Source organism: Nocardioides sediminis (genome assembly GCF_003047295.1).
Lineage (GTDB): Bacteria > Actinomycetota > Actinomycetes > Propionibacteriales > Nocardioidaceae > Nocardioides > Nocardioides sediminis.
The window spans coordinates 72,630-99,516 of the sequence record NZ_PZYZ01000001.1 but is presented as its reverse complement, the minus strand read 5'-3'; the positions used below and the strand labels follow the sequence as shown (position 1 = coordinate 99,516).

Sequence of the window (26,887 nt, the reverse complement as noted above, 5' to 3'; positions counted from 1 at the left end):
GCTCGACGGCGATTGGCCGGTGCTGCCTAGCGGGCAGCCACCTCACTCATCCAAGAAGACTTCATTTCTCGGACCACCTCCTTCCTGTGTGCCTACACCGTAGGTCGGGACGCGGGACGGGCCAAGGGGTTTTCCGCAGTCGTCTCACGCGGTCTCGAACTGCGAGCGGTAGAGCGCGGCGTACTCGCCGTCGCGGGCCAGCAGCCCCTCGTGGTCTCCCTGCTCGACGATGCCGCCGTCGCGCATCACCAAGATGAGGTCGGCGTCGCGGATGGTGGAGAGCCGGTGGGCGATGACGAAGGACGTGCGGTCGGTCCGCAGGGCCGCCATGGCCTGCTGCAGGAGCACCTCGGTCCGGGTGTCGACCGCGGAGGTGGCCTCGTCGAGGATCAGCAGCGCCGGGTCGGAGAGGAAGGCCCGGGCGATGGTGACCAGCTGCCGCTCCCCCGCCGACAGGCTGCCGCCCTCCTCGTCCACCACGGTGTCGTAGCCGTCGGGCAGGGAGTGCACGAACCGGTCGACGAAGGTGGCCCGGGCGGCCCGGAGGACCTCCTCCTCTCCTGCGTCGGGGCGGCCGTAGGCGATGTTGTCGCGGATGGTCCCCTCGAAGAGCCACGTGTCCTGCAGCACCATGCCGATCCGCGAGCGGAGCACCGACCGCGGGAGCGTGGCCACGTCGACGCCGTCGAGGGTGATCCGGCCGCCGTCGAGCTCGTAGAAGCGCATCACGAGGTTGACCAGCGTCGTCTTGCCGGCGCCCGTGGGGCCGACGATCGCGACGGTGTGACCGGGGTCGGCGACCAGCGAGAGGTCCTCGATGAGGGGGCGGTCCGGGTCGTAGGCGAAGGAGACGTGCTCGAACCGCACCTCGCCGGGCCCGTCGCCGGCCCCCGCGTCGTACGGCGGCTCCGGCGACTCCTCCTCGGCGTCGAGCAGCTCGAAGACGCGCTCGGCGGACGCGACGCCGGACTGCATCAGGTTGAGCATCGAGGCGATCTGCGACAGCGGCTGGGTGAACTGGCGGGTGTACTGCACGAACGCCTGCACCTCGCCGAGGGAGAGCTGGCCGCTCGCGACCCGGATCCCGCCGACCACCGCCACGACGACGTAGTTGAGGTTGCCGACGAACATCATGATCGGCATCACCAGCCCGCTCACGAACTGCGCCTTGAACGCCGCGTCGTGGAGGTCGGCGTTCTGCTCGTCGAAGACCCGCTGGGCCTCGCGCTGCCGGCCGAACACCTTGACCAGGGCGTGGCCGGAGAACGTCTCCTCGATGTGCGCGTTGAGCCGCCCGGTGACGCGCCACTGCTGGATGAACATGCCCTGCGACCGCTTCATGACCCGGCTGGTGAGCAGGATCGAGACCGGCACCGAGACCAGGGCGATGAGCGCCAGCAGGGGCGAGATCCACACCATCATGCTCAGCACCGCCACCACGGTCAGCACCGAGGTCAGCAGCTGGCCCATGGTCTGCTGGAGGCTCTGGGAGACGTTGTCGATGTCGTTGGTGGCGCGACTGAGGAGCTCGCCGCGCGGCTGGCGGTCGACGTAGGACAGCGGCAGCCGGTGGACCTTGTCCTCCACGTCCGAGCGCATCCGGCGCACGGTCGCCTGCACGACGTCGTTGAGCAGGAAGCCCGCCAGCCAGGAGAGCAGCGACGCCAGGACGTAGACGGCGAGGACGCCGAGCAGCACCCGGGCGACGGCGTCGAAGTCGACGCCCTGCCCGGGCACGACGTCCATCGAGGCCAGCATGTCGGCCACCGTGTCGTCCCCGCCGGCCCGCGTGGCGGCCACCGCGTCGTCCTTGGACATGCCCTCCGGGAAGCGGCTGCCGACCAGGCCGGCGAAGACGAGGTCGGTGGCGTGGCCGAGGATCCGCGGGGCGAGCGACATCAGGACCACGCTCGCCAGGGTCAGGACACCGACGCCCCAGACCTTGGCCCGGTGCGGCGCCAGCATGCCGGCGAGGCGGCGGGCGGAGGCGCGGAAGTCCGAGGGCTTGCCCCCCACCATGCCGCCGCCGAAGGGACCACGACCCGGGCCGGGCCCGGCCTGCACGCGCTCGGTCTCCTCGAGACGACCGTCCTTCCCGTCCTCGCGCTCCGTCGCGGCCGTCACGACGCCTCCTGGGCGCTGAACTGGGAGGCGACGATCTCCTGGTAGGTCCCGCACCCGGCGAGCAGCTCGTCGTGGGTGCCCCGTCCCACGACCCGCCCGTCCTCCAGGACGAGGATCTCGTCGGCGTCCCTGATGGTCGACACGCGCTGGGCCACCACGACGACGGTGGCGTCGCGGGTGATCGGCGCCAGCGCGGCTCGCAGCCGGGCGTCGGTGGTGAGGTCGAGGGCGGAGAAGGAGTCGTCGAAGAGGTAGATCTCGGGCCGGCGGACGACCGCCCGGGCGATGGCGAGGCGCTGCTTCTGGCCGCCGGAGAAGTTGGTGCCCGCCTGCGCGACCGGCGCCTCGAGGCCCTCCGGGAGCGCCTCCACGAAGTCCCGGGCCTGGGCCACCTCGAGCGCCTCCCACATCTCCTGCTCCGTCGCGTCGGCCTTGCCGTGCCGCAGGTTGGAGGCGACGGTGCCGGAGAAGAGGAACGCCTTCTGCGGCACCAGCCCGATGCGCGACCAGAGCACCTCCGGGTCGAGGCGGCGTACGTCGACGCCCCCGACCAGCACGCGGCCCGACGTGGCGTCGAAGAGCCGCGGGACGAGGTTGACCAGCGTCGACTTGCCCGCGCCGGTGGACCCGACGATCGCCAGGGTGCGACCCGGGCCGGCCTCGAGGCTCACGTCGTGGAGGACGGCGACGTCGGCGCCGGGATAGGCGAAGTCGACGGACTCCAGCCGCAGGGTCCCGCGCTCGACCGTCTCCCGCACCGGCTCGGCGGGCGGGACGACCGAGGTGTCGGTCGCCAGGACCTCGGTGATCCGCTCGGCGCACACGGCCGCCCGCGGGACCATCATCAGCATGAAGGTCGCCATCATCACCGACATCACGACCTGCATCAGGTAGGCGATGTAGGCCGTGATGGCCCCGATCTCCATGGCACCGCTCTCGACCCGGTGGCCGCCGAACCACACGACCGCCACCGTCGAGACGTTGGCGACCAGCATGACCACCGGGAACATCCCTGCCATCCAGCGCCCGGCGGTCACCGCGACGCCGGTGAGCTCGTCGTTGGCCTGCGCGAACCGCTCGGTCTCGTGCTGCTCACGCACGAAGGCGCGGACGACCCGGACGCCGGTGATCTGCTCGCGCAGCAGCCGGTTGACCTCGTCGATGCGCACCTGCATCAGCCGGAAGCTCGGGACCATCCGGCTGACGATGAAGCCGATCGACACGCCGAGGGCCGGCACCACGGCGACGAGGAGCCAGGACAGGCCGACGTCCTCGCGCAGCGCCATCAGCACCGAGCCCACCATCATGATCGGGGCGGCCACGGCCAGCGTCCCGGCCATCACGACGAGCATCTGCACCTGCTGCACGTCGTTGGTCTCGCGGGTGATCAACGAGGGCGCGCCGAAGTGCTGGACCTCGCGGGCCGAGAACGTGCCGACCCGCTCGAAGATCCGGCTCCGGGTGTCGCGACCGAAGGCCATCGCGGTCCGCGCCGCGAACCAGACCGCCGTGATCGTGCACGCGACCTGCGCCAGCGAGACGAGGAGCATCAGGGCGCCGTGGCGCCAGATGTAGCCGATGTCCCCGGTCACGATCCCCCGGTCGATGATGTCGGCGTTGAGGCTGGGCAGGGTCAGGGCGGCGACGGTGCCGAGGAACTGCATCAGCACCACGACGGCGACGTGCCGCCGGTAGGGCGCCACGCCCCGGCGCACCAGGCTCAGGAGCATCGGCGCACCCGCCCCCGGAGCGTCACGGCGCGAGCCGCTCGACGTGCCACCCGGTGTCCTGTCCGCCGTCCGGCCCGGCCTCCTGCCCGCGCCGGTAGACGAGCCGGTCGTGCATCCGGCTGGGCCGGCCCTGCCAGAACTCGACGCTCTCGTGCCGCACCCGGTATCCACCCCAGTCCTCGGGCAGGTCGACCTCGCCCGGGAAGCGCTCCTGCACACGGGCGTACGCCGCGGCGAGCGCGGCCCGGCTCCCGACGACCGCGGACTGGCGCGAGGCCCAGGCCCCGAGCTGGGCGTCGCGGGGGCGGGAGTGGAAGTAGGCGCGCACCTCCTCGCGCGGCAGCGGCGTCGCCGTGCCCTCCACCCGCACCTGCCGCTCGAGGGGGTGCCAGGGGAAGAGCAGGGCGCAGCGCGGGTTGGCCGCGAGCTCGTCGCCCTTGCGGGAGAGCTGGTTGGTGAAGAACACGAACCCCTCGGCGTCGACCCCCTTGAGCAGCACCATCCGCGAGGACGGGGCCCCGTCGGGCGTGGCGGTCGAGAGCACCATCGCGTTGGGCTCATGCATCCCCGACTCGACCGCGTCGTGCAGCCAGCGGGTGAACATCGCGACCGGGTCCGGCTCGAGGTCGGGCAGGTCGAGCCCACCGCGCGAGTAGTCCGCGCGCAGGGCCGCCAGGTCGGGTGCGGGCCGGTCGGTCATCAGCGGGCGCTCGATCCGTGGTCCATGACCTCCGACCCTAGCCCGCCGCCGCACGTGCCAAACCTCGACGACGTCGCGGGTGCACAATGGCCGCGCCCGCCGTCGCGGGCCTCGCCGCACGCACAAGGAGCGTCCGCACATGACCGAGGTGCACCACGGACTCGAGGGAGTCGTCGCATTCGAGACCGAGATCGCCGAGCCCGACAAGGAGGGCTCCGCGCTCCGCTACCGCGGCGTCGACATCGAGGAGATCGTCGGACGCGTGCCGTTCGAGAACATCTGGGGCCTGCTGATCGACGGCACCTACTCCCCCGGCCTCCCGCCCGCCGAGGCCTACAACCTGCCCGTCCACACCGGTGACGTCCGGGTCGACGTGCAGGCGGCCATCGCGATGCTGGCCCCGGCCTTCGGCTTCGGCCAGACCTACGACATCAGCGACGCGCAGGCCCGCGAGGACCTCGCCCGGGTCGCGGTCATGGTGCTGTCGTACGCCGCCCAGTCCGCCCGGGGCCTGCACCTCCCGGTGGTCTCCCAGAAGGAGGTCGACCAGGGCCGGACGCTCGCGGAGCGGTTCCTCATCCGCTGGAAGGGCGAGGCCGACCCCAAGCACGTCAGGGCCATCGACGCCTACTGGTCCAGCGCCGCCGAGCACGGCATGAACGCCTCGACCTTCACCGCTCGCGTCATCACCTCCACCGGCGCCGACGTGGCGGCCGCGTTCTCCGGCGCGATCGGGGCCATGAGCGGACCGCTCCACGGAGGCGCTCCCTCCCGGGTGCTCGGGATGATCGAGGAGGTCGAGAGGCGTGACGGCGACGCCGCGTCGTACGTCAAGGAGCTGCTCGACAACGGCGAGCGGCTGATGGGCTTCGGCCACCGCGTCTACCGCGCCGAGGACCCGCGGGCGCGGGTGCTGCGCCGGACCGCCAAGGAGCTGGGCGCCCCGCGCTACGCCGTGGCGGAGGCGCTCGAGCAGGCCGCCCTCGCCGAGCTGCGCGAGCGCCGTCCCGACCGGGTGCTGGAGACCAACGTGGAGTTCTGGGCGGCGATCGTCCTGGACTTCGCGGAGGTGCCGGCCAGCATGTTCACCTCGATGTTCACCTGCGCCCGGACCGGTGGCTGGTCGGCGCACATCCTGGAGCAGAAGCGCACCGGGCGGCTGATCCGGCCCTCGGCGATCTACACCGGCCCGGCCTCGCGGCCGGCGTCGGAGGTCGAGGGCTGGGACGCCGCCTGGAACGGCGGGGGCGCCTGACCGGCGTCAGCCGACCGGCTGGGCGGCCTGCTCGACGTACCAGCTGGTGAGGCCGCGGGCACCGCGCTTGCTCAGCGAGATGTGCACGTGGTCGCGGTGCCGCAGGGTCGCCGAGCAGGTGCGCCGGTTGCGGCACCCGGAGCTGAGGTACCTCTTCGGCTCGAACCCATCCCAGGCCGCGTACATCCGGTCGTCCCAGATGAAGTACATGATGCCCATCCGCCGGGCGAGCGCGTCGGTGTCGCCCAGTTCGTCGTCCGCGAAGGCCTCGACGAGGAACGCGTCGGCGATCGCCCGGTCGTCCTCGTCGCGGGCGTCGAGCATCCAGTCGAACGCGCGGCCGTCCTTGTGCTCGGAGGTCCCGCCGCTGGAGCACGAGCGCAGCGTCCCGCCGAAGGCGCCGCCGCGGGCGACGAGCCAGGTCCCGAGCGCCACCGTGCCCGGCTTGGCCTTGCGCGCGCACTTCTTCTGAGGCTGGTACGTCGGGTAGGACTCGACCGGCATGACGTACTGCGCGTGGGCCGGGACCACGAGGAGGCTGGTCGAGGCGCCCACGCTGAGCACCAGGCCGAGCACCAGCCCCCACACGGTGGTTCCCACCCTGCGCATGTCCGCCCCTCGTCGCCCGTCCGACACGGGGCGAGGCTAGGTGCGCGACGAGGGACGCGTGGGGCGAATGGGAAAATCGGCGCTTCGCGTGCGGCGTGTCGGCTGGACACGCCGGCGGCTCTCGCTCAGAGCGCTTTGCCGAAGCACCGGCTCAGCGGCGAGTCCCGGTAGTAGCCGAAGCCCGGGATCCGCGCGTAGCCCGACGACGCGTAGAGCGCGATCGCCTCGGGCTGCCTCATCCCCGTCTCCAGCACGAACGCCTCGATCCCTGCCGCCCGCGCGCTGTCCTCGAGGTGGGCGAGCATCCGGCGGGCCAGCCCCAGGCCGCGCGCCGACGGGGCGACGTACATCCGCTTGACCTCGGCGGTGCGGGTGGTGCCGGCGAGCGACACGTCGCCACGACGCCGCCAGGCACCGGTGACGACGGGGGCGCCGTCGAGGCGGCCCAGGAAGAACATGCCGGTGGGGTCCTCGAACTCGGTCGCGTCGATGGGGGAATCGTCACGGCCGCCGTAGCGGACGACGTACTCCTCCTGCACCTGCTCGACCAGCAGCACCGCGTCCGGATCGGTGATCGGGACGCGCTCGACGACCCACCGGCGCGCCGACAGGTCCGCTGGTGCGGGCTCCCCCGATGCCCGGTCACCCGGGACGACGACAGGTGGACCCGCTGCCACGTCCGGGCCCTCGGATGAGAGGCTGTGCACGCTGACAGCGTAGTCAGGGACCTCTCACCGCTGACTCCCCGGAAGGCCTCTCTCGTGTCCGACGCGATCCAGATCCCCGCCGACCTCCTGCCCGCCGACGGCCGCTTCGGTGCCGGCCCGTCGAAGATCCAGACCAGCCACCTCGACGCGCTCGCCGCGACCGGCAGCTCGCTGATGGGCACCTCCCACCGCCAGGCCCCGGTGAAGAACACCGTCGGCCGGGTGCGCGAGGGGCTCGCCGCCCTGTTCGACCTGCCCGAGGGCTACGAGGTCGTGCTCGGCAACGGCGGCGCGACGGCGTTCTGGGACATCGCGACCTACGGGCTGATCCGGCGCAAGAGCCAGCACTTGAGCTTCGGGGAGTTCTCCTCCAAGTTCGCCAAGGCCGCCCAGCAGGCGCCCTGGCTCGACGACCCGAGCGTCATCACCAGCGAGCCGGGCTCGCGTCCCGAGGCCGTCGCCGAGGAGGGCGTGGACGCCTACGCGTGGGCGCACAACGAGACCTCGACCGCGGTGATGGCCCCCGTCGTCCGCCCGGTCGACGACGACTCGCTCGTGCTCGTGGACGCCACCTCGGGCGCCGGCGGCCTGCCCGTCGACCTCACCCAGGTCGACGCCTACTACTTCGCCCCGCAGAAGTGCTTCGCCTCCGACGGCGGGCTGTGGATCTCGCTGATGTCGCCCAAGGCGCTGGCCCGCGTCGAGGAGATCGCGGCCACCGACCGGCACGTGCCCGCGTTCTTCGACCTGCCGACGGCCATCGACAACTCGGCCAAGAACCAGACCTACAACACCCCCTCGGTCGCCACGCTCTTCCTGATGGCCGAGCAGCTGGACTGGATGAACTCCCAGGGCGGGCTGGCCGGCATGGTCGAGCGCACCACCCGCTCGTCCGACGCGCTCTACGGCTGGGCCGAGAAGACGTCGTACACCACGCCGTACGTCGCCGACCCGAGCCACCGCTCGCTGGTGATCGGCACCGTCGACTTCGACGACTCGATCGACGCAGCGGCCATCGCCAAGGTGCTGCGCGCCAACGGCATCGTCGACACCGAGCCCTACCGCAAGCTCGGCCGCAACCAGCTGCGGATCGCGATGTACCCCGCCATCGACCCGACCGACGTGGAGAAGCTCACCGCGTGCATCGACCACGTGGTCGAGCGCCTCTGACGTCCTTCAGAGCGCGGCGGCGATCCGGTCGTACGCCGCGTCGCTGAACGCCACCATGCGAGCCTCCTCGACCTCGGTCGGGGAGGCTCGCAGCGTCTCCACCGCCGCGAGGACCGCGTCGTCCACCGGCCAGCCGTAGATCCCGGCGCTGACCAGGGGGAAGGCCAGCGTCGCGGCGCCCAGCTCGTCGGCCACCTCGAGGGCCCGCCGGTAGCACGAGGTCAGCAACGACCGGTCGGTCTCGCCCGCGGCGTGGTTGGGACCGACCACGTGGATGACCCAGCGCGCCGGCATCCGGCCCGCCGTCGTCCAGCCCGCCTCGCCGGTCGCGAGACCGTGCGGGAAGCGCCGGACGCAGTCGTCGTAGACCTCCCGACCACCCGCGCGGTGGATCGCCCCGTCGACCCCGCCGCCCCCGCGCATCGACCGGTTGGCCGCGTTGACGACGGCGTCGACCTCCTGCCGGGTGATGTCACCGCGGACGACGGTGAGCCTCATCAGGAGTCCTTGAGGAGCCGCAGCACGGCGCGCTCGAGCGCTGCCTGCCGCGCGTCGTCGGTCTCGTAGGAGGTGCGCACCGTGATCGTCCTGCCCTTCTCGTAGGCGTCGACGACGCGCGGGTCGACGTACGCCGTCCGCGCGAGCGTGGGGGTGTTGCCGAGGAACTCGGCCACCTCCTTCATGGTCGCCGAGACCGCCCGCTTGCGCGACGCCTTGGTCTGACCCGGCTCGTCGGTGCTCGCCAGGGCGGCGGCCGCGATGACGGTCGCGTGCCAGGTGCGGAAGTCCTTGGCCGTCGCCTCGATGCCGGTGGCCTCGCGGACGTAGTCGTTGACCAGGCTCGCGTCGAGGGTCCGCCAGCGCCGGCCGTCCTTCCACGCCAGCAGCCGGTCGCCCCCGCCACGTCGGGCCCGCATGACGTCCAGCGCCTCGATGGTCGGCTCGTCGTCGATCTCGATGGTGTGCTCGACCCCCGACTTGCCGACGAAGCAGAACCGCAGCCGCCCCTTGCGCTTGGTCACGTGCTCGCGCAGCAGCGTGGTCAGGCCGAAGGAGCCGTTGGTGTCGGTGTAGACGTCGTTGCCGATGCGGAAGTAGCCGAGGTCCAGCAGGCGCACGGCGACCGCGCAGGCCCGCTCCTGGGCCATGCCCTCGGTGCCGAGGTCGGTGAGGACGCGCTCGCGGGCGGTCGACATCGCCTTGCCGAAGTCGATGATCCGTTCGAACTTGGCCGCGTCCCGGCTGGTGCGCCACTGCGGGTGGTAGAGGTACTGCCGCCGTCCCGCGTCGTCGGTGCCCACGGCCTGCAGGTGGCCGTTGGGGTGGGGGGTGATCCACACGTCCCGCCACGCCGGGGGGATGACCAGGTCCTTGCAGCGCTGCACCTCCTCCGGTCCGAGGCGGGCGCCGTCCTGGTCGAGGTAGGTGAACCCCTTCCCGGCTCGGCGACGGGTCCAGCCCGGTTGGTCGGGCGAGGTGCGGCGCAGGCGTGGCATGGCGGTGAGGCTAATGGGGGCGCAGGCTGCGCCACAGCACCCCAAGGGCGAGGAGCCCGACGACTCCTCCGACGACCCAGTTCCACGCGTGGCGCGCCGGGGGGTCGGCCGCGTCCTGGACGGTGCCGTCGGCGGGGGCGTCAGCGGTCGTCGGGACGGGAGCGGCCGACGGCGTCGGCGTGGGTGCGGCCATCGCCCGCTCGATGCGCGGCGGCACCGCGACCGACAGCACCGGGGCGTCGGTGCCCTCGCTGCTGACCAGCACCTCCCCGTCCGGGGTGACGGCGATCCCCTCGCCCTGCTGCTGTGCGGGCAGGTCCCAGGAGCCCACGACCTCGAGCTCGGGGAACGTGTAGACCACCGCCCGCGCATAGGTGCGCAGCACGACGTGGCGACCGTCGGGGAAGAAGGCGCCGTCGGTGACCAGGCCCACGACCTGCCCGACCAGGCCGAGCCGGTTGGGTGCGTCGTCGGCCGTCTCGGGCGGGGCGGCCCAGACCTCGCCGGCGAGGACGCGCTTGGTGACCACGTGGACGCGGCCGGTCCGCGGGTGCACGAGCAGGGCCTCGGCGTCGCGCGGGCCGTCGGGGTAGACGAGGTCGATCGTCTCCTCGTCGACCGTGCGGTCCCCGTCGCCGACCGGCACCCGGGTGACCTGGACGGAGTCGCGGGACGCGGTGTTGTCCCCGATGTCGGCCACCCAGACGTGTCCCGGACCATCGGGCGCGAGCGCCTCGACGTCCTCGGGGCCGTCGGCCCAGTAGGTCACCCCGACCGTCTCGCCGGTGGCGGCGTCCACGGAGAAGACCCGGCCGATGTCGCCGGAGTCGTTGACGGTCCAGACCCGGTCCCCGGCGGCCACCAGCCCGCTGGACTCGACGATCTCGGGGTCGGCGAAGGAGAACAGGACCTCGCCCTCGTCCGGCTCCGCCCCGGACGCCAGCCCGATCGCGAAGGGCGCGACCACCGCCGCTCCGGCGGCGACCGTCAGCAGCCGGCGCCGGACGTCAGCCACGGGCCGGGTCCAGCAGCTCGGCCAGGTGGGGCCGCACCCCCCACGTCGCCACCAGGTCGTCGTACTCGCGTCGCACGGCGCCGCCGGACACGGGGGTGCCGGTGCGGATCGCGCGAAGGAGGGTGTTGCGGGGGGTGTGCTCGCTCTCGACGAACTCGACCACGTCGACGCGGTAGCCCTGCTGGCGCAGGATCGCCGCGCGCAGGGCGTCGGTGAGGGTGTCGGCGAAGCGCTCGCGCAGGATGCCGTGCCGGGTGAGCATGGCGTACGGCGCGGGCGTGGGCGCCCGGCGCAGCTGCGCTGCCACGTCGTGGTGGCAGCACGGGGCGGCCAGCACCAGCGACGCCCCCCACGAGATCGCCCGGGCCAGCGCGTCGTCGGTGGCGGTGTCGCAGGCGTGCAGGGCGAGCACGACGTCCGGCGCCTCGGGGAGCACCGCGTCGCCGATGGTGCCGACCACGAAGTCGGCGTCGATGCCGAGCTCGGCCGCCACCGCGGCGTTGTGGTCGGCCGACTGCTGCTTGACGTCGACGCCGGTCACCCGGACGGGCAGTCCCCGCACGGAGCCGAGGTAGCGGTGGGCGGCGAAGGTCAGGTAGGCGTTGCCGCACCCGAGGTCCACGACCCGCAGCGGGTCGTCCTCGGTCGGCGTGCGCAGCTGGCCCTTGGCCAGCGCGTCACCGATCGAGGCGTCGAGGAGCCGCAGGAACTCCTCCACCTGGCGGTACTTGGCCTGGCGGGTCGGCTTGATCCGCCCGTGGGTGTCGGAGATGCCCAGCGCCCGCAGCACCGGGTCGTCCTCGGGGAGCAGCCGCTGCTTGGCCTTGTCGTGCCCGCGCTCCACCTCGACGGGCGCGGCGCGGTCCTTGGTGTGGGTCACGGCCTCGAGCTTCTTGGTGGCCCGCACCTGATGCGTCTGGGTGGTGGTCTCGACGTGCCAGCTGCCGAAGGGCTGGTCGAGCAGGTCGTCGACGAGGACCTTGGCCTCCTCGCCCGCGGCGACGTTGGTCGTGTGCGCCTGCGTCTCGTCGTACGACGTGAGCTGGAGGTGGCGCCCGGCCTTGAGGTCGACGTAGCGCAGCTCCACGCGACGCACGGGCCGTCCGGAGACCGAGGGGACACGGCCGCCGCGCTGGGCGCCCGAGGCGACCGCCCGGACGAGGGTCTCGGGGTCGAGGAGATGGCCGCGCATCCGCGCCAGGGCCCGCACCAGGGGCTCGGTGGGCATCGTCAGTCCCCTCCCTTCACGAACCGGAGGCTCACAGGACGGCGGCGACCAGGACGACCAGGAGCAGGGCCCCGAGCGCGACCGGGATGACGAGTCGGCGCTGGCGGGGGTTCATGCCTTCATCGTAGGGCCGCCCCCGTGGGCCGACCCACTCCGCGCGGGCGGCAGGGCCAGGGCGTGCGTCACCACGTCGAGGACCGGCACGGCACCCGTCGCGATGTCGGCCTCGTCGACCCAGGCGACCGCGTCGGTGGTGCCGTCGACCTCGGCCACCCGCGGCTCGGCGTCCTCGGCGACGGTGCCCTCGAAGACGAGGTGCACCCCGTGGTAGTCCTCCCACCGCCCGCTGGGCGCGGTGCCGGAGAAGTGGGTGTCGTGCACCCCGAGCAGGTCGCCGACCCGGCACGCGACCCCGCACTCCTCGGCCACCTCGCGGGCCAGGGCCACGACCGGCGGCTCGCCGTGGTCGATGCCCCCGCCGGGGAGCGTCCAGGAGCCGGGGTGGGCGGCCCGCGCCGAGAGCCGGGTGAGCAGCACCCGCCGGTCGCGCCGCACCAGGGCGTAGGCGGCCACCCGCTGCATGCGCAGCGGCCGGTGGTCCGCCAGCGCCTCGGTGACGGTGGCCACGACGGGCACCTCGCCGGACTCGACGGCCGCCACCGGGTGCCAGGCCGCCTCGATGGTCGACCCGCCCACCTCGACGACCCGCGGCTCGGGCGCGTCGGCGGGCACCCACGCGTCGTACACGATGCGGAGGGCGTGGAAGTCGGTGAGCACGCCGTCGCGCGAGGCCCGCGGCAGGTGGGCGCTGTAGACACGGGCCGTCTCCCCCACCGTCGCCGCGAGCCCGGTCTCCTCCACGATCTCGCGCAGCAGCGCGTCCCGCGGGTCCTCGCCGTGGTCGAGGCCGCCGCCGGGCAGGGTCCACAGCTCCTGGCGGGTGATGCGCGGCGCGAGACGGCACAGCAGGATCTCCGCGCCACCCTCCGGAGCCGCGGGGTCGGGGGTGGCCGGGGTCCGCAGGATGACGGCGTACGCCGCCACGCGCTGTCGTCTGGGGAGAGAGGCCATGGCACCAACCTGCCATGAGCAGGGTGACTGCCGTAGCCTCGTCGCGTGGCTGGCGCGCAACGAGACCCCTGGCTCGACAACACCAAGATGGTGCTCGTCACCCTCGTCGTGGTCGGTCACGCGATCGGGCTCGTCGAGGCGACGGCGGGCAGCCACTGGGTCTACGACTTCATCTACATGTGGCACATCCCCGCGTTCGTCTTCATCAGCGGCTACCTCTCCAAGTCCTTCGAGTGGGACCGGCGCCGGATGAAGAACCTGGTCTACACGCTGCTGGTGCCCTACCTGATCTTCGAGCCGGCGCTCTTCTACTACCGCCGGACCGTCGTCGGCGAGGACGTGACCGGACCGCTGTGGATCGAGCCGCACTGGACCATGTGGTACCTCATCGTGCTGCTGATGTGGCGCCTGATCACCCCGATCCTCAAGCTGCACTGGCTGTTCCTGCCGCTGTCGGTGGTCGTCAGCCTGATCGGCGGCCTCTGGGACACCGAAGCGCTGATGTTCCCGCGCTTCCTGGGGCTGCTGCCGTTCTTCGTGCTCGGCCTGCACCTGAAGCCGCGGCACCTGGCCCACCTCGACGACGTCTGGGTGCGGGTCGCGGCCATCCCGACGCTCGTCGGGATCGGCATCATGGCGCTCTGGACCGACACGTGGGCCGAGACCGCGCTGCTCTGGTACGACACGGGCTACAACGAGCTCCCGATCGACAACGAGATCGCCTTCCAGACCCGCCTGACGGTGATGATGGTCGGCCTGCTCGGCGCCTTCGCGGCCATGTCCCTGGTGCCGCGCCGCTCGCTCGGCTGGTTCACCGTGATGGGTGGCGCGACCATGGTCATCTACCTGTTCCACGGCTTCGTCATCAAGACCGTCAAGGCGCTCGGCTGGCCCGACTTCACCGCCGCCTACCCGACGCTCGGCCTGGTGCTGACGGTGCTCGGGGCCGTGGGGCTGGCCCTGCTGCTCGCCTCCCCGCCCGTACGACGCGTGCTCGAGCCCTTCACCAACCCGCTCGGCTGGCTGGAGGCCCGCCGCGCGTCCCACACCACGCCACAGGCCGCTACGCCGTCTCCCGCGGCCGGTCCCACGGCTGGTCCCACGACGGCGGCCCCCACGTCGGACGCACCGCCGAGCGCGGCACCGAGTCCAGCTCGTGCGCCTCGAGACGCGTCGGCGCCGTCCCACCCAGGTGCGCCGGGTGCCACGGGGCCGGAACCCCTGGAGACGGCTGGTGGTGGGGCAGGCCCTGCAACCCCTCCAGCAACGACGTCATCCGACGACCGAGGTCCCGCGTCCACTCCGTGAGGTCGTCGCCGGGCGCGGCCGTGACCGGCTCGCCCAGCACCACGTCGACCCGCCGGCCCCTCGTGAGGTCCGGCCGCGGACCTCGCCCACGCTCGTCGGGCCACCCGACGCTCCAGATCCGCTGGCTGCCCCACAGCGCCACCGGGACGACCGGCGCCCCGGTCTCCCGCGCCAGGCTGGCGACACCGCGCATCAGCGACCGGACGGTGTAGGAGTAGGAGATCCCCGCCTCGGGGAAGGCGCAGACGGCCTCGCCGTCGCACAGCAGGCTCCGGGCCCGCAGGTAGGCCGCCGCGGGCGCGTCCCGGTCCACCGGGACGTGCCGCATGCGGTCCATCGCCGTCCGGACGACCGGGACGTGCCACACGTCGTGACGGCACATGAAGCGGACGTGGCGCCTCCGGGCGAGCGCCGCCTTCCCCAGGAACAGGAAGTCGGGATAGCTGACGTGGGTGGCGGCCATCAGCACCGGCCCGGTCGTGGGCAGGTGCTCCTCGCCGGTCCATCGCGTGTCGATGCCCAGCACCCTCATCGCCGTCCGGCCCAGGACGTCGGCCGTGCGGTACCAGCGGTCGCTCATGCGCTCTCTTCGTGCTCGGCCCCCACCGCGGATCGGTGTCGGCGGGACCCTACCGGTCCGGGGCGGGCACCCTCAGGAGAACGGCGGCCGCGCGTCGCGCGCGATCGAGCGCCGGCCGGCCCAGCGCCACACCCGGGCGGCGCGGTCGCGGTCGGCGTCGTCGACCAGGTTGCCCATCCAGCGCAGCGCGAGCGTCATCAGCCAGTCCGAGCGCATGCCCGCCGGGCCGAGCGTGGCCACCACCCTGGGCTGGGTCGCGATGCCGGCCAGCCGCCGGGCGATGGAGAAGGCCTCGCCGTAGTGCTCGCGGAGGACCGCCGGCCACGCCGTGCCGAGGTGCTCGCCCGCGGCCATCGCCTCCGCCACGAAGCGGCCGGTCTCGAGCCCGTAGTCGATGCCCTCACCGTTGAGGGGGTTGACGCAGCCGGCCGCGTCCCCGATCAGCGCCCAGTTGTCGCCGGCGACGTGGGAGACGGCGCCGCCCATCGGCAGCAGGGCCGAGGTCGGCATCCGCAGCTCGCCGGAGAGCCGGAACTCCTCACGGCGCTGGTCGGCGTAGTGGGACATGAGCGGCCTGACGGCGATGTCGGCGGGCCGCTTCACGGTCGCGAGGGTGCCCACGCCGAGGTTCACCTCGCCGGTGCCCAGCGGGAAGATCCAGCCGTAGCCGCTCAGGATCTCGCCGTCCTCGCCGCGCAGCTCGAGGTGCGAGCTGATCCACGGGTCGTCGGACATCTCCGAGGCGACGTAGGAGCGCCCCGCGACGCCGTAGACCGTGTCGCGGTGCCACTCGCGGCCCAGCAGCTTGCCCAGCGGGGAGCGCACCCCGTCGGCGACGACGAGCCGGTTGCAGGCGATCTCGAAGACCTCGTCCCCGCGGCGGAACACGACCGCGGCGACCCGGGTCCCCTCGGTGCGCACGTCGACCGCGCGAGCGCCGTCGAGGGCGAGCGCGCCGCTCTTGATCGCGACCGTGCGCAGGTGGTCGTCGAGCTCGGTGCGCGCGACCGCGGACCCCCACGACGGGAGGCTGCTGCCCGGCAGCGAGGGCCACGGCAGCAGCAGCGTCTGGCCGAACCCGTGCGCTCGCAGGCCCTCGTTGACCGTGTGGGCGCGCAGCCAGTCCTCGAGGCCGAGACGTTGCATCTCACCGATGGCGCGCGGGGTGAGCCCGTCGCCGCACGTCTTGTCGCGCGGGAAGACCTGCGCGTCCACCAGCACCGTGTCGAGCCCGGCCCGGGCGCTCCAGGCGGCGGCCGCGGAGCCGGCGGGACCGGCGCCGACCACGAGGACGTCGGTGGTGGTGGGGGTGGTCACGCCGCGATTCTCCCCTGTCCTGCCAACCGGGGCGAAAACGGGGCGACTCACGCCCAGATGGCGGCCGGCCACCCGTCGGAGAACGTCTCGGGCACCTCGGGGTGCGACCTCGCCTCGCCGCGGGCGACCCGGGCAGCGGTCCAGGCGACGACGCACGCGTCGAGGAGGTCGTCCTCGGCGACGCCCCCGCGTGGACGGTCCGGCGGCTCGATGCCGGCCGTCCGCAGCGCCGCACGCCGCGCCTGCCGGCCCTCGGGGGTCTTCTTGCCCGCCGCGACCGGCTCTCCGCGCAGCACCGCGAACGACGTCTCGGGGTGCACCTCCACCACCCGCACCGACGGGCCGGTGCGCAGCCAGGTGTCGACCTCGAGGATCTTGTGGCGCAGCCCCCAGGACTGCTGGCTGAAGCCGGTGCCGGTGGCCCGGCGCTGCACGACCTGCCCCTCGGCGTACGACGGCGCGGTGTACGCCGCACGCACCAGCGTGCTGAAAACCGTCGCGCGTCGGGCGCCCAGCAGTGCCCGCACGAGCCCCTCCGCCGCCCGCGGCCCGTCGTCGGGCAGGCCGATCGGCATGTCGATGCCGACGCACGACAGGTCGGGTCCGGCCGCCGCGACGAGCTCGGCGATGGTCGGCGCGGCCAGGGCTGCCGGAGCACACCCGCCCAGGCGCACGCCGACCCAGCCGCCGCGGCAGCCGTCGACCCCGAGGACGGTGGGCCACGTCATGGGCCCGACCCTAGGTCAGCACTCGTGGGCGGTGGCCCCCGCGATCCAGGTGCCGACCATCTCGTCGGGCAGCGTGGACCCCGCCATGAAGTACTCCAGGCCCTTGCCGTCGGCCCCGTGGGGGCTCGGCATCCGCTCGGTGCCCTTTGGGTCGCCGATCGTCATCTTCTCGAAGATCTTGATGCCGACGGGCAGCCTCGCGGCCTCCAGGGCGGCGTACCCGGCGTCGGCCGCCTCGTCGCACTCGGCCGTGTAGCCCTCGATGAGCGCGGCCCCGTCCTCGGCCGACACGACGAACCAGTTGGCCGACGTGGGCCCGTTGAGCGAGTACATCGGCACGAAGCAGTGGTGCGCGCTGGCGCTGGTGGCCGTGACCGCGACGGCGGCGGCAGCAGCGGCGGTGACGACGCCGAGGCGGCGCATGGTGGCACTCATGTGGTGGATCCCTCCGTTGGGAGACCCCCTCCGGGTCTCGTCGGGCCAGTCCACCGGCCCCGGACCCTCGGGCGCCTCCGCCAGCGTCCGGACACTCCCCGCACAGTCGGCGTACGCACCCCAGGACGCCACCGGGCCCCGGCCTCCCGCGAGGGAGACCGGGGCCCGGTCGTGACTACTGCTGACGTCAGTTCTGGTAGGAACCGAAGTCGAAGTCGTCCAGCGCGACGGCCTGGCCGCCGTTGCCGAAGTCGTAGTCGTAGCTGTCGTAGCCGGTCACGGAGTACGCCGCGGCGCGGGCCTCCTCGGTCGGCTCGACCCGGATGTTGCGGTAGCGCTCCAGGCCGGTGCCGGCCGGGATCAGCTTGCCGATGATCACGTTCTCCTTCAGGCCACGGAGGCTGTCGGAGCGGCCGTTGATCGCGGCGTCGGTGAGCACCCGGGTGGTCTCCTGGAAGGAGGCCGCCGAGAGCCACGACTCGGTCGCGAGCGAGGCCTTGGTGATGCCCATCAGCACCGGGCGACCCGAGGCGGGCTTGGTGCCCTCGGAGACCGCGCGGCGGTTCTCCTCCTCGAAGCGCACGCGGTCCACCAGGTCGGACGGCAGCAGGTTGGTGTCGCCCGACTCGATGACCGTGATCCTGCGCAGCATCTGCCGCACGATGATCTCGATGTGCTTGTCGTGGATCGACACGCCCTGCGAGCGGTAGACGTTCTGCACCTCGTCCACCAGGTGCTCCTGCGCCTTGCGAACACCCAGGATGCGCAGGACGTCCTGCGGGTCCTCGGTGCCGACGGTGAGCTTCTGGCCGACCTCGATGTGGTCGCCGTCGGCCACCAGCAGGCGCGAGCGCTTGCTGACCGGGTACTCCTGGACCTCCGAGCCGTCGTCCGGGGTGACCAGGACCTTGCGGGCCTTGTCGGTCTCCTCGATCTCGATGCGACCGGCGGCCTCGGAGATCGGCGAGCGACCCTTGGGCGAGCGGGCCTCGAAGAGCTCGACCACGCGGGGCAGACCCTGCGTGATGTCGTCCGCGGAGGCCACACCACCGGTGTGGAAGGTACGCATCGTCAGCTGCGTGCCGGGCTCACCGATCGACTGAGCGGCGATGATGCCGACCGCCTCGCCGATGTCGACGAGCTTGCCGGTGGCCAGCGAGCGGCCGTAGCACTTCGCGCAGGTTCCGGTGCGGGCGTCGCAGGTCAGCACGGAGCGGACCTTGACCTCCTCGATGCCGGCCGCGATGAGCTCGCCGATCTTGACGTCACCGAGGTCCTCACCGGCACCGGCGAGCACCTCGCCCGTCTCCGGGTGGGTGATCTCGACGGCCGAGGAGCGGGCGTACGCCGCGGTCTCGGCGTTCTCGTGCTTGCGCACGACGCCGTCCTCGCCACGCTCGCCGATCCGCTTGGGCAGGCCACGCTCGGTACCGCAGTCGTCCTCGCGGATGATGACGTCCTGCGAGACGTCCACGAGACGACGGGTGAGGTAGCCCGAGTCGGCGGTGCGGAGCGCGGTGTCGGCCAGGCCCTTGCGGGCACCGTGGGTGGAGATGAAGTACTCCAGGACCGAGAGGCCCTCACGGAAGTTGGCCTTGATGGGCCGCGGGATGATGTCGCCCTTCGGGTTGGCCACCAGACCACGCATGGCCGCCACCTGACGGATCTGCATCATGTTTCCGGAGGCACCCGAGTCGACCATCATGTAGATCGGGTTGGACCGGTCGAAGTTGCCCTCCATCGCCTTGGCGACGTCGTTGGAGGCCTGGGTCCAGATCTCGATGAGCTCCTGGCGGCGCTCGTCGTCGGTCACGAGACCGCGCTCGAACTGCTTCTGGACCTTCTCCGCCTGCGCCTCGTAGTCGGCGAGGATCTCGGCCTTGTTGCCCGGGGTGGTGACGTCGTCGATCGAGACGGTCACACCGGAGCGGGTGGCCCAGTGGAAGCCGGCGTCCTTGAGGGCGTCGAGCGAGGCCGCGACCTCGACCTTGGTGTAGCGCTCGGCGAGGTCGTTGACGATCGCGCCGAGGGCCTTCTTGCCCACCTCGTAGTTCACGAAGGGGTAGTCGGCCGGCAGGGTGTCGTTGAAGAGCACCCGGCCCAGCGTGGTCTCGAGCAGGACCGAGCGGCCCTCCTCCCAGTCCGCGCCGGTCTCGTCCTCGAGCGGCGGGACGATGTCGTCGAGGCGGATCTTGACCCGGCTCTGCAGGGTGATCTCGCTGTGGTCGAAGGCCATGATGGCCTCGGACGGCGACGAGAAGACCCGGCCCTCGCCCGGCTGGTCCTCGCGGTCGGTGGTCAGCCAGAAGAGGCCGATGATCATGTCCTGCGAGGGCATGGTCACCGGACGGCCGTCCGACGGCTTGAGGATGTTGTTGGTCGAGAGCATCAGGATCCGGGCCTCGGCCTGGGCCTCGGCCGACAGCGGCAGGTGCACCGCCATCTGGTCACCGTCGAAGTCGGCGTTGAACGCGCCGCAGACGAGCGGGTGGATCTGGATGGCCTTGCCCTCGATCAGCTGGGGCTCGAAGGCCTGGATGCCGAGTCGGTGCAGCGTGGGCGCACGGTTGAGCAGCACGGGGTGCTCGGTGATGACCTCTTCGAGGACGTCCCACACGACCGGACGGGCGCGCTCGACCATCCGCTTGGCGGACTTGATGTTCTGCGCGTGCGACAGGTCGACGAGGCGCTTCATCACGAACGGCTTGAAGAGCTCGAGCGCCATCTGCTTGGGCAGGCCGCACTGGTGGAGCTTGAGCTGCGGGCCGGACACGATGACCGAACGGCCCGAGTAGTCCACGCGCTTGCCGAGGAGGTTCTGGCGGAAGCGACCCTGCTTGCCCTTGAGCATGTCGGACAGCGACTTGAGCGGGCGGTTGCCCGGACCGGTCACCGGCCGGCCACGACGACCGTTGTCGAAGAGGCTGTCGACGGCCTCCTGCAGCATCCGCTTCTCGTTGTTGACGATGATCTCGGGGGCACCGAGGTCGAGCAGTCGCTTGAGGCGGTTGTTGCGGTTGATGACGCGGCGGTACAGGTCGTTGAGGTCGGAGGTCGCGAAGCGGCCACCGTCGAGCTGCACCATCGGACGCAGGTCCGGCGGGATCACCGGGACGGCGTCGAGCACCATGCCGATGGGCTGGTTGCCGGTCTTGCGGAAGGCGTCGACGACCTTGAGGCGCTTGAGGGCGCGGACCTTCTTCTGGCCCTTGCCGTTGGCGATGGTGTCGCGCAGCGACTCCACCTCGGCCTCGATGTCGAAGTCCTGCAGGCGCTTCTGGATCGCCGTGGCGCCCATGTGGCCCTCGAAGTACTTGCCGAACCACGTCTTCATCTCGCGGTAGAGGAGCTCGTCGCCGAGCAGGTCCTGCACCTTGAGGGACTTGAACGTGTTCCAGACCTCGTCGAGGCGGTCGATCTCGCGCTGGGCGCGGTCGCGCAGCTGCTTCATCTCCCGCTCGGCGCCGTCCTTGACCTTGCGGCGCTGGTCGGCCTTGGCACCCTCGGCCTCGAGGGCCGCGAGGTCCTCCTCGAGCTTCTTGGTGCGGTCGTCGATGGAGGTGTCGCGACGCTTCTCGAGGCGCTCGCGCTCCAGGCCGACCTTGCCCTCGAGCGAGGACAGGTCGCGGTGGCGCGCCTCCTCGTCGACCGAGGTGATCATGTACGCCGCGAAGTAGATGACCTTCTCGAGGTCCTTCGGGGCGAGGTCGAGCAGGTAGCCCAGGCGCGAGGGGACGCCCTTGAAGTACCAGATGTGGGTCACGGGAGCGGCGAGCTCGATGTGACCCATGCGCTCGCGGCGGACCTTGGAGCGGGTGACCTCGACGCCACAGCGCTCGCAGATGATGCCCTTGAAGCGCACGCGCTTGTACTTGCCGCAGTAGCACTCCCAGTCCCGGGTGGGACCGAAGATCTTCTCGCAGAAGAGGCCGTCACGCTCGGGCTTGAGCGTGCGGTAGTTGATGGTCTCCGGCTTCTTGACCTCGCCGTGGCTCCACGTGCGGATGTCGTCCGCCGTGGCCAGGCCGATCTGAAGCTGGTCGAAGAAGTTCACGTCGAGCACGATGGCTGCAACCCTTCAGTTGGTACGAAATTCAGTGGGTGAGGGACCGAGGAGGGGCGGTGCGCCGGTTCGGGCGCACCGCCTCGTCACTCAGACTTCTTCGACCGAGCTCGGCTCGCGACGCGACAGGTCGATGCCCAGCTCCTCGGCCGCCCGGAAGACGTCTTCCTCGGCGTCCTTCATCTCGATGGCGGTGCCGTCCTGGGACAGGACCTCCACGTTGAGGCAGAGCGACTGCATCTCCTTGACGAGCACCTTGAACGACTCCGGGATGCCCGAGTCGGGGATGTTCTCGCCCTTGACGATCGCCTCGTAGACCTTGACGCGACCCGGCACGTCGTCGGACTTGATCGTGAGCAGCTCCTGGAGGGCGTAGGCGGCGCCGTACGCCTCCATCGCCCAGACCTCCATCTCGCCGAACCGCTGGCCACCGAACTGGGCCTTACCGCCCAGCGGCTGCTGCGTGATCATCGAGTAGGGGCCGGTGCTGCGCGCGTGGATCTTGTCGTCCACGAGGTGGTGCAGCTTGAGGATGTACATGTAGCCGACCGAGACGGGCTCGGGGAACGGCTCGCCCGAGCGGCCGTCGAACAGCGACGCCTTGCCGGTCTCGTCGATCATCCGCACGCCGTCGCGGGTCGGGTACGTCGCACCGAGCAGGCCGGTGATCTCGTCCTCGCGGGCACCGTCGAACACCGGGGTGGCGACCTTCTTGCCCGGCTCCGCCTTGTCGGCGTGGATCGCCATCAGGCGGTCCTTCCACTCGGCCGAGCCCTGGTCGTCGTGCAGGTTGAGGTCCCAGCCCTGCTTGGCCAGCCAGCCGAGGTGGAGCTCGAGGATCTGGCCGATGTTCATACGACGCGGCACACCCAGCGGGTTGAGCACGACGTCGACCGGGGTGCCGTCCTCCATGAACGGCATGTCCTCGATCGGCAGGATCTTGGCGATGACGCCCTTGTTGCCGTGACGGCCGGCGAGCTTGTCACCCACCGAGATCTTGCGCTTCTGGGCGACGTAGACGCGGACGAGCTCGTTGACGCCCGGGGGCAGCTCGTCGCCGTCCTCGCGGTTGAAGACGCGGACGCCGATGACCGTGCCGGACTCACCGTGGGGCACCTTCATCGAGGTGTCGCGCACCTCGCGCGCCTTCTCACCGAAGATCGCGCGAAGCAGGCGCTCCTCGGGGGTCAGCTCGGTCTCGCCCTTGGGCGTGACCTTGCCGACCAGGATGTCACCGGTGGTGACCTCGGCGCCGATGCGGATGATGCCGCGGTCGTCGAGGTCGGCGAGGCCCTCCTCGGAGACGTTCGGGATGTCCCGGGTGATCTCCTCGGGGCCGAGCTTGGTGTCGCGGGCGTCGACCTCGTGCTCCTCGATGTGGATCGAGGTGAGGACGTCCTCCTGCACCAGGCGCTGGCTGAGGATGATCGCGTCCTCGTAGTTGTGGCCCTGCCACGGCATGAAGGCCACGAGCAGGTTGGTGCCGAGCGCCATCTCCGCCTGGTCGGTGCACGGACCGTCGGCGATCGGCGAGCCGACCTCGAGGCGGTCGCCCTCCACCACCAGCGGGCGCTGGTTGATGCAGGTGCCCTGGTTGGAGCGCTTGAACTTGGCCAGCTTGTAGGTCTGGTAGGAGCCGTCGTCGTTCATCGTCTCGATGAAGTCGGCGGACACCTCCTTGACGACACCGGCCTTCTCGGCGACGACCACGTCGCCGGCGTCGACGGCGGCGCGGTACTCCATGCCGGTGCCGACCAGCGGCGAGTCGCTCGTGATGAGCGGCACGGCCTGGCGCTGCATGTTGGCGCCCATGAGCGCGCGGTTGGCGTCGTCGTGCTCGAGGAACGGGATCAGGGCCGTCGCGACCGACACCATCTGGCGCGGCGAGACGTCCATGTAGTCGACCTCTTCGGCGAGGATCGCGTCGACCTCGCCGTGCTTCTGACGGACCAGCACGCGCTCCTCGGCGAACTTGTTGTTCGCGTCGAGGGGGGCGTTGGCCTGCGCGATGACGTAGCGGTCCTCGTCGTCGGCGGTGAGGTAGTCGACCTTGTCGGTGACGACACCCTTCTCGACCCGGCGGTAGGGCGTCTCGACGAAGCCGAACGGGTTGATCCGTCCGTACGACGCGAGCGAGCCGATCAGGCCGATGTTGGGGCCTTCAGGCGTCTCGATCGGGCACATGCGGCCGTAGTGCGACGGGTGGACGTCACGGACCTCCATGCCGGCACGGTCACGGGACAGACCGCCCGGGCCGAGCGCGGAGAGGCGACGCTTGTGCGTCAGGCCCGCGATCGGGTTGGTCTGGTCCATGAACTGCGAGAGCTGCGAGGTGCCGAAGAACTCCTTCAGCGCCGCGACCACGGGGCGGATGTTGATCAGGGACTGCGGCGTGATGGCCTCGACGTCCTGGGTCGTCATCCGCTCGCGGACCACGCGCTCCATGCGGGCCAGGCCGGTGCGGAGCTGGTTCTGGATCAGCTCGCCGACAGTGCGCATGCGGCGGTTGCCGAAGTGGTCGATGTCGTCGGCCTGGACCTTGATCGGCTTGTCGTCGGGACCGTGCACGACGTTGCCCGCGGCGTCGACCAGGTCGGGCGCCTCGCCCGGCGCGCCGGCCGCGTGCAGCTGCACGATGTAGCGGATCGCGGCGACGATGTCGTCGACGGTCAGCGTCTGCTGGTCGAAGGCCTCGGTCAGGCCGAGCTTCTTGTTGATCTTGTACCGGCCGACCTTGGCCAGGTCGTAGCGCTTGTTGTTGAAGTAGTAGTTGTTCAACAGCGTCTGCGCGGCCTCACGCGTGGGCGGCTCGCCCGGGCGCAGCTTGCGGTAGATGTCGAGCAGCGCCTCGTCCTGGGTCTGGGGGGTGTCCTTCTCCAGGGTGAGCATCATCGACTCGTACTGGCCGAACTCCTCGCGGATCTGCTCGGTGGTCCAGCCGAGGGCCTTGAGCAGCACGGTGACGTTCTGCTTGCGCTTGCGGTCGAGGCGGACGCCGACCAGGTCGCGCTTGTCGATCTCGAACTCGAGCCAGGCGCCACGGCTCGGGATCAGCTTGGCGGTGTAGATGTCCTTGTCGGACGTCTTGTCCGCGGCACGCTCGAAGTAGACGCCGGGCGAGCGCACGAGCTGGGAGACCACGACACGCTCGGTGCCGTTGATGATGAAGGTGCCCTTGCGGGTCATCATGGGGAAGTCGCCCATGAAGACCGTCTGGCCCTTGATCTCACCGGTCTCGTGGTTCATGAACTCGGCGGAGACGTAGAGGGGGCGGGAGTAGGTGAAGTCCTTCTCCTTGCACTCCTCCTCGGTGTACTTCGGGTCGACGAACACGGGGTTGTCGAACGAGAGCATCATCGTCTCGGAGAAGTCCTCGATGGGGGAGATCTCCTCGAAGATCTCCTGGAGGCCAGACTTCTCCGACACGTCTTCACCCGCGGCCCGACGGGCAGCGACCATCTCTTCCCACTTCTCGCCGCCGACGAGCCACTCGAAGCTGTCGGTCTGGAGGGAGAGGAGAGAGGGAACCTCGAGAGGTTCGGTGATCTTCGCGAAAGAGGTGCGGTTGGACTTGAGCAGGGAGTTACCAGCGGAGCTGCGCGCGGCCAAGAGGGTGTCCTTCGAAGGATCGTGATCCAAGAGATCGCCGGCCGACCACCACGACACCCGTCCGGGCAGGGTGAAGGGCATATGAGGGCAGGCGCAAAGTCACAGGCTACCGCACCACAGGGCTCGCTTCAAAGGCGGGGTCGATGGCGAAAAATCGATGATCGTCTCGCCGTTCGCTCTCGCGTTGCCGAAGATCATGTCCGCCGACCGGGGACAGGTCAAGCACCGACCCCGGCGCGGACCGGACCGCGTCGCCACGCCGGCGTGTCCGACGTGCAGGAGTGCCCCGGTGGTCAGCGCCGGGCGGGCGAGGTGACCAGGTTGTCGACGAGCCACTCGTCGCCGACCCGCTGCATGGTCACGGTGACCTGGTCCTTGTAGGTCTCCGGCTCCGGGGTGAGCTTGTTGGTGGTGGGACGGTCGACGAAGACCAGCACGTCGACCCGGTCCCGGCCCGAGCGCACGATCCCGGACGCGACCACCTCCGCCTGGACGGTCGTCTCGGTCTGCGGGGCGTTGTCGGAGATGACCGCGAAGAGCTGGTCGTAGTCCTCGCGGTAGTCGGAGGTGAGGTAGCCCTGCGCCCGCGCCTGGTCCTCCTCGAGGGTCTCGAAGCCGTAGGAGAGGACCGGCACGATGGCGCGCTCCGCGGCCGCCTGCGCGGCCCGGGTCGCCTCCTCCTCGGTCTCCCCCGAGGTCGCCTGCCACGCCCAGGCGCACCCCGCGACCAGCGCGGCGACCACGAGCCCGAGCACGGCCAGCAGCCACGTCGGCACGTCGCGGCCCGTACGGGCGCTGTCGGTCACCGACTCCCGGTCATCGGGCGCACCGTCCGCGTCCGGGACGAGGTCGGGCTGGGTGTCCCGCACGGTGCCGGACGTGGGGTCCGGCGCGGTGCCCGGGGCCGCGACGGGCGCGCCCTCGCCGAGCGAGGCGTCGTACGCCGCCCGGCGGTGCGGGTCCAGGAGCACCTCGGCGGCGGCGTTGAGCGAGGCGAAGCGGCGCGAGCCGGGCTCGAGGTCGGCGATGCCGGCGCGCCAGGCCGCGCGCACCTCGTCGGTCGAGGCGCCGGGGTCGACGTCGAGGACGTCGTACCAGCTCGGGCTCGTGGTCTGGCTGCTCACTGCCGGCCTCCCGCGTCCGTGGGGGCGGCCTCGTCGGACGAGACCGGGTCGAAGTCGTCGACGAGCCACTCCCCCTCGACCTTGACCAGGCTCACCTCGATCCGGAACGGGATCGGCTCCTGGTCGACCGTCTCGCCCTTGACCTCGTAGGAGTCGCTGAAGGTGCCGGCGACCAGGGCGCGGGCCGAGTCCTGGTCGATGCTGGAGACGCCGGTGGCGAAGACGTCGGCGGCCCGGGTGACCCCCGCCTGCGCGACGAGCTGCTCGGCGGTGCCGGCCTCCTTCTCGAAGGACGCGGCGAACTTGTCGGTGATCACGCCGGTGACACGCTCGCGGTACTCCGGCATGCCGCCCTTCTCGTCGAGGAGGTCGGGACCGTAGGTGCCCATGCGCAGCATGAACTGCTCGGTCTGCGCCATCACCTCCTCGCGGGAGGACTGCACGTCGTCGCCGTCGCCGCCGCGCGCGAGGAGCAACCACGCGAGGACGCCGGCCGCGACGAGCAGCGCCAGCACGAGCACACCGGCCAGGGCGGTGCGAAAGGTCGACGCCGGCTCGCGGCCGGGCGCCGTGGCGCTCGACCCGCTGTCGTCGACCGGGGGTGGGGCAGTCAGCACG

At 71.4% G+C, this 26,887-nt stretch carries 20 protein-coding genes and 1 pseudogene; 3 read left to right on the top strand and 18 right to left on the bottom strand.

The features are described 5' to 3' along the window. Positions 1-144: 144 nt before the first annotated feature. From DAI17_RS00450 to pdxH, 3 genes are read right to left on the bottom strand one after another with little or no spacing between them, the layout of a single operon-like run. Complete coding sequence (locus tag DAI17_RS00450) at positions 145-2,124, bottom strand: ABC transporter ATP-binding protein (protein WP_407669650.1); 1,980 nt, start codon at positions 2,122-2,124, stop codon at positions 145-147. After that, positions 2,121-3,854, bottom strand: coding sequence for an ABC transporter ATP-binding protein (locus DAI17_RS00445; RefSeq protein ID WP_107770945.1), 1,734 nt, complete (start codon positions 3,852-3,854; stop codon positions 2,121-2,123). The genes DAI17_RS00450 and DAI17_RS00445 overlap by 4 nt, the downstream gene beginning before the upstream one ends. 22 nt (positions 3,855-3,876) lie before the next feature. Then, complete coding sequence (gene pdxH, locus DAI17_RS00440) at positions 3,877-4,554, bottom strand: pyridoxamine 5'-phosphate oxidase (protein WP_107770944.1); 678 nt, start codon at positions 4,552-4,554, stop codon at positions 3,877-3,879. Positions 4,555-4,693: 139 nt separating this feature from the next. Here pdxH and DAI17_RS00435 point away from each other — a divergent pair, with 139 nt between their 5' ends. Continuing rightward, positions 4,694-5,809 (top strand): citrate synthase 2, encoded by a 1,116-nt coding sequence (locus DAI17_RS00435; protein WP_107770943.1) that lies wholly within the window; start codon positions 4,694-4,696, stop codon positions 5,807-5,809. 6 nt (positions 5,810-5,815) lie between these two features. On the opposite strand, the gene DAI17_RS00430 is transcribed toward DAI17_RS00435, so the two are convergent. Continuing rightward, positions 5,816-6,418 (bottom strand): hypothetical protein, encoded by a 603-nt coding sequence (locus tag DAI17_RS00430; RefSeq protein WP_107770942.1) that lies wholly within the window; start codon positions 6,416-6,418, stop codon positions 5,816-5,818. A 125-nt stretch (positions 6,419-6,543) separates the two neighbouring features. Next, on the bottom strand, positions 6,544-7,125 hold the full coding sequence (locus DAI17_RS00425) for a GNAT family N-acetyltransferase (protein WP_234412053.1): 582 nt from the start codon (positions 7,123-7,125) through the stop codon (positions 6,544-6,546). Between the two features lie 54 nt (positions 7,126-7,179). Between DAI17_RS00425 and serC the strand changes: the two genes are divergently transcribed. Continuing rightward, complete coding sequence (gene serC / locus DAI17_RS00420) at positions 7,180-8,295, top strand: phosphoserine transaminase (protein ID WP_107770941.1); 1,116 nt, start codon at positions 7,180-7,182, stop codon at positions 8,293-8,295. 6 nt (positions 8,296-8,301) lie between these two features. Here the strand turns inward: serC and DAI17_RS00415 are convergent, their stop codons facing one another. The 5 genes from DAI17_RS00415 to DAI17_RS00395 form a co-directional block, all read right to left on the bottom strand. Further along, entirely contained in the window at positions 8,302-8,796 is a 495-nt protein-coding gene (locus DAI17_RS00415) for an O-acetyl-ADP-ribose deacetylase (RefSeq protein ID WP_107771686.1), read from the bottom strand. Then, positions 8,793-9,791: a DNA topoisomerase IB gene (locus DAI17_RS00410; protein ID WP_107770940.1), complete on the bottom strand. Its 999-nt coding sequence runs from the start codon at positions 9,789-9,791 to the stop codon at positions 8,793-8,795. The genes DAI17_RS00415 and DAI17_RS00410 overlap by 4 nt, the downstream gene beginning before the upstream one ends. A 10-nt stretch (positions 9,792-9,801) precedes the next feature. Then, complete coding sequence (locus DAI17_RS00405; RefSeq protein WP_107770939.1) at positions 9,802-10,806, bottom strand: hypothetical protein; 1,005 nt, start codon at positions 10,804-10,806, stop codon at positions 9,802-9,804. After that, positions 10,799-12,034: a class I SAM-dependent methyltransferase gene (locus DAI17_RS00400; protein WP_107770938.1), complete on the bottom strand. Its 1,236-nt coding sequence runs from the start codon at positions 12,032-12,034 to the stop codon at positions 10,799-10,801. Before DAI17_RS00400 ends, DAI17_RS00405 begins: the two co-directional genes overlap by 8 nt. Before the next feature lie 111 nt (positions 12,035-12,145). Next, positions 12,146-13,105, bottom strand: a complete 960-nt coding sequence (locus tag DAI17_RS00395) for an NUDIX domain-containing protein (RefSeq protein ID WP_107770937.1) — start codon at positions 13,103-13,105, stop codon at positions 12,146-12,148. Between the two features lie 45 nt (positions 13,106-13,150). On the opposite strand from DAI17_RS00395, the pseudogene DAI17_RS00390 reads away from it, so the two are divergent. Continuing rightward, positions 13,151-14,053 (top strand): annotated as a pseudogene (locus DAI17_RS00390) (acyltransferase family protein); the annotation flags it as partial. Between the two features lie 115 nt (positions 14,054-14,168). Here the strand turns inward: DAI17_RS00390 and DAI17_RS21400 are convergent. From DAI17_RS21400 to DAI17_RS20800, 8 genes are all read right to left on the bottom strand, one after another. Then, positions 14,169-14,993 carry a lysophospholipid acyltransferase family protein gene (locus DAI17_RS21400; RefSeq protein ID WP_107770935.1) on the bottom strand — a complete coding sequence of 275 codons (825 nt, stop codon included), beginning with the start codon at positions 14,991-14,993 and terminating at the stop codon, positions 14,169-14,171. A gap of 72 nt (positions 14,994-15,065) precedes the next feature. Next, entirely contained in the window at positions 15,066-16,310 is a 1,245-nt protein-coding gene (locus DAI17_RS00380; RefSeq protein ID WP_107770934.1) for a geranylgeranyl reductase family protein, read from the bottom strand. Positions 16,311-16,357: 47 nt separating this feature from the next. Next, positions 16,358-17,038 carry a DUF429 domain-containing protein gene (locus DAI17_RS00375; protein WP_107770933.1) on the bottom strand — a complete coding sequence of 227 codons (681 nt, stop codon included), beginning with the start codon at positions 17,036-17,038 and terminating at the stop codon, positions 16,358-16,360. A 15-nt stretch (positions 17,039-17,053) separates the two neighbouring features. After that, entirely contained in the window at positions 17,054-17,473 is a 420-nt protein-coding gene (locus DAI17_RS00370; RefSeq protein WP_159081260.1) for a hypothetical protein, read from the bottom strand. 187 nt (positions 17,474-17,660) lie between these two features. Further along, on the bottom strand, positions 17,661-21,536 hold the full coding sequence (locus DAI17_RS00365) for a DNA-directed RNA polymerase subunit beta' (protein WP_107770931.1): 3,876 nt from the start codon (positions 21,534-21,536) through the stop codon (positions 17,661-17,663). Positions 21,537-21,626: 90 nt separating this feature from the next. Next, positions 21,627-25,145, bottom strand: coding sequence for a DNA-directed RNA polymerase subunit beta (rpoB, locus tag DAI17_RS00360; protein WP_107770930.1), 3,519 nt, complete (start codon positions 25,143-25,145; stop codon positions 21,627-21,629). A 293-nt stretch (positions 25,146-25,438) separates the two neighbouring features. Next, positions 25,439-26,269, bottom strand: coding sequence for a J domain-containing protein (locus DAI17_RS20805; RefSeq protein ID WP_159081258.1), 831 nt, complete (start codon positions 26,267-26,269; stop codon positions 25,439-25,441). Beyond that, positions 26,266-26,886, bottom strand: a complete 621-nt coding sequence (locus DAI17_RS20800; RefSeq protein ID WP_159081257.1) for a hypothetical protein — start codon at positions 26,884-26,886, stop codon at positions 26,266-26,268. Before DAI17_RS20800 ends, DAI17_RS20805 begins: the two co-directional genes overlap by 4 nt. Position 26,887 lies beyond the last annotated feature (1 nt).